This is a genomic window from Bradyrhizobium genomosp. I (2014), assembly GCF_000261685.1.
Taxonomy (GTDB): Bacteria; Pseudomonadota; Alphaproteobacteria; order Rhizobiales; family Xanthobacteraceae; genus Bradyrhizobium.
The window spans coordinates 1-3,274 of sequence record NZ_AJQE01000048.1; the positions used below are offsets into that span (position 1 = coordinate 1).

The window sequence follows — 3,274 nt, forward strand, 5'->3', positions numbered from 1 at the left end:
AATGATTGCGCCCGTGGTCAGCATCTCCGTATAGAGCAGCGCCCGCCGCGTCAGGTGACGGTGGAACATCCGGCAATGCCGGTCCGTCCAATCCATCATGGGCGCCACGGAAAAGCGATAATCTTGATATTTCAACAAGTTGCCCTATTCTTTCAATGGACTAGAACGTGAACCATGTGCACACGTGTGCACTCAAACTAGCCCAAATTGCACACGTTTGTACCGCATTTGATCTCCCGGTGCACACGTAGCGCACACGAAATCGGAGTGGGAAAGCCCGCCTCCGCCGTTCCCCAAAAGCAACGACCGGCCAAATCAAAGCCGAGGTGACCATGATGCTCATGGCACCGGGCGGCGCATGAGCCTTTGCTGCGGCACGCCGCCGGAGCGCATTCCGCCATCAAGCATTGGACCGGTTCATCGATGCCCGATCGGCGAAGAGAAAACCGGCGGTGCCGGTCGGTACGGAGCGACGGACACGCCAAAGTTCCGGCCATATTGCTGCTGAACGCCGGAGATAATGACGACTACCCACCTTGGGGTCCGGCGACCTGGCGTCTTTCGACGGCGGGTTGATGCTCGGATTGACCTGATCGTTCGATGATCACGGTCGCGAACGGTGTCGGCGATTGCAGATCGCAATGGTCCCAGTTGCTGCGCCAGAAACCGTCGAGATCGCGAACGGACCACTGCCGCATCTCCTCATGGCTCGAGAAGAAAAGGCCGCGCGTATTGTGATGTGCGTGTCGCAGCCGTTCAATGACTCGTCCGACGATGCGCGAGCATCACACCTCAAGCCATTCCTGGCGAACCGCAGCGTTCGCCTTGAGCTCATCGGGCGTGCCTTCGAAAACCACGCGGCCGTGCCCCATGATATAGACGCGCTTCGAAATGCGCATGGCGATCGACAGCTTCTGCTCGACGAGCAGGATTGCGACGCCAGCTTGCGCGATCCGGGCGATGAGATCTCCAACCTGTTGAACGATCAGCGGCGCGAGCCCCTCCGTCGGTTCGTCGATCATGATGAGGTCGGGGTCACCCATCAGAGTGCGGCAGGTCGTGAGCATCTGCTTTTCGCCGCCGGAAAGTACGCCGGCGGGCGTATCGGCTCGCGCGGCGAGATTGGGAAACATGTCGAGCATGTCCTGCAGCCGCCACTTGCCCGGACGGCGGATGTCTTTGATGCCGAGCAGGAGATTCTGCCGCACCGTCAGACTCGGGAAGATATCGCGATGTTCGGGCACATAGCCGAGCCCGAGACGCGCGATCTTGTAGCTGGGGAGGCCCGCGATATCCCTTCCTTTGAAGCGGACCGTGCCCTGTGGGCTCACCTCGCCCATGATCGCCTTGACCGTGGTGGAGCGCCCGACGCCATTGCGGCCGAGCAGACTCACGACTTCGCCCGCCGCGACGTCGAGGTCGACGCCCTGAAGGATGTGGCTCTTGCCGTAATAGGCGTGGAGATCCCTGACCTGGAGCATCAATGTGCTTCCTCGCCGAGATAGGCTTCCCTGACCTTCGGATCGCGCCGGATCTCCTCGGGAGTCCCCGAGGCAATAATATGACCATAGACCAGCACCGAAATGCGGTCGGCAAGGCCGAAAACGACGCTCATGTCGTGCTCGACGATGACAAGCGTGCGCCCTTCGGTCAGGCGCCGGATCAGCGACACTGCGCGCTCGGTTTCGGCGTGGCTCATTCCAGCGGTCGGCTCGTCGAGCATGACGACGGTGGCGCCGCTTGCGATCGTGACGCCGATCTCCAGTTCGCGCTGCTCGGCATATGTCAGGAGGCCGGCCGGGACGTCCCGCCGATGCGTGAGATGAATGTCCTCAAGAATCCGGGCGGTCCGCTCTCGGACCTCCGGCAGGCGGTCCACGTTCTTCCAGAACGCATAGCGATGCCCCGTGGCCCAGAGCACGGCGCAACGGACGTTCTCCCAGACCGTCATGCGGGCGAACACGTTGGTCACCTGGAACGAACGCGACAGGCCGCGCCGATTGATCTCGAACGGCCGCAGGTTGGAAATCAGCTCACCGTTGAGGCGGACCTCGCCCGAGGTCGGCCTGATATGCCCACTGATCAGATTGAACGTCGTCGACTTGCCCGCGCCGTTTGGACCGATGATGGCGTGCCGTTCGCCCTGCGCGACGCTGAGGTTGAGATCACGGATGATGCTCACATTACCGAAGCGCTTGTCGACGGCGCGAACTTCGATGGCTGCGGTCATGCCAGATACCCCCGATCCCGCGCGACCGTCGCAGCCCTGTCCCAGGCCTCCGCGACCCGCCGCCAGGTCAGGCGAGCGACGAGGAACCCGCCGACAAGGAGAACCGCAGCAGCGATCCACGTCACCGGCGACGTCGGTTTGAAACCGATGCCGAATAGATTGATCGGATTGCCTTCCCCACCGGAATAACGCGCGATCGTCTCGATGGTCAGGATGACGCCGCAGGCGAGCGCCACAGTCGGCACCATCGAGACGATATAAGATGGGATCACCGTCCGTAACGTTCCGGCGCGGAGAAGCGGCCGGTGCATCATCACGAGCCCGGCGATGCCTCCGGGCGAGAACATCACGATGCCGACGAAGATGATGCCGAAATAAAGCTGCCAGACACTGGTGACGCTGGTCAGTCCGAGTTGCAGATAAGTCACCAGGATCGCGCCGAGGATCGGCCCGAAGAAATAAGCCGTACCGCCGATGAAGGTTGAAAAGAGCACGAGCCCGGATTGGATCGCGCCGAGATAGGCCGAGTTCGCTATCTCGAAACTGATGGCGGCAAGTCCCCCCGCGATGCCAGCGAAGAATCCTGCAAAGCAAAAAGCGAGATAGCGGACGACGTGAGGATCGTAGCCGATGAACTGGACGCGCTCGGGATTGTCACGGACGGCATTGCTGATCCGACCGAGCGGGGTCCGCGTCAGCGCGTACATCGCAATCGCCGATATCACCAGCCAGAATGCGATGAGATAATAGATCTGAATCTGCGGCCCGAAGCTCCAGGTCAGCATGCGCGGCAAGGCGGTGCGGTCCGTCGTGATGCCGGCTTCGCCGCCGAACACCGACCGCAGGATCAGCGACGAGGACGCAACCAGTTCACCGATACCCAGCGAGATCATGGCGAATACGGTGCCGGCACGCTTGGTCATGACCCAGCCGATGACCATTGCGAACGCAAGACCGCCAAGGCCGCCGAACAACGGGATGAACGGAAGCGGGATTGGCCAGCCATGCGACACGACCGCGTTCATCATATGGCAGGCGGCGAAG

Annotated in this window: 4 protein-coding genes and 1 pseudogene; all 5 read right to left on the reverse strand. The window is 61.6% G+C overall.

Annotated elements, in window-relative coordinates; genetic code table 11:
• Positions 1-138, reverse strand: a 138-nt coding sequence (locus IC50_RS38870) for a tRNA-dihydrouridine synthase (protein ID WP_193374092.1), incomplete at its 3' end; no start/stop codon positions are given.
• A 455-nt stretch (positions 139-593) separates the two neighbouring features.
• Positions 594-776, reverse strand: a pseudogene (locus tag IC50_RS42975) (hypothetical protein); the annotation flags it as partial.
• Positions 777-785: 9 nt separating this feature from the next.
• Positions 786-1,481 (reverse strand): ABC transporter ATP-binding protein, encoded by a 696-nt coding sequence (locus tag IC50_RS05690; RefSeq protein WP_035701557.1) that lies wholly within the window; start codon positions 1,479-1,481, stop codon positions 786-788.
• Positions 1,481-2,230: an ABC transporter ATP-binding protein gene (locus IC50_RS05695; RefSeq protein ID WP_035701560.1), complete on the reverse strand. Its 750-nt coding sequence runs from the start codon at positions 2,228-2,230 to the stop codon at positions 1,481-1,483. The genes IC50_RS05690 and IC50_RS05695 overlap by 1 nt, the downstream gene beginning before the upstream one ends.
• A partial coding sequence (locus IC50_RS05700; protein ID WP_035701563.1) for a branched-chain amino acid ABC transporter permease occupies positions 2,227-3,274 on the reverse strand: 1,048 nt, incomplete at its 5' end. The genes IC50_RS05695 and IC50_RS05700, both read right to left, overlap by 4 nt.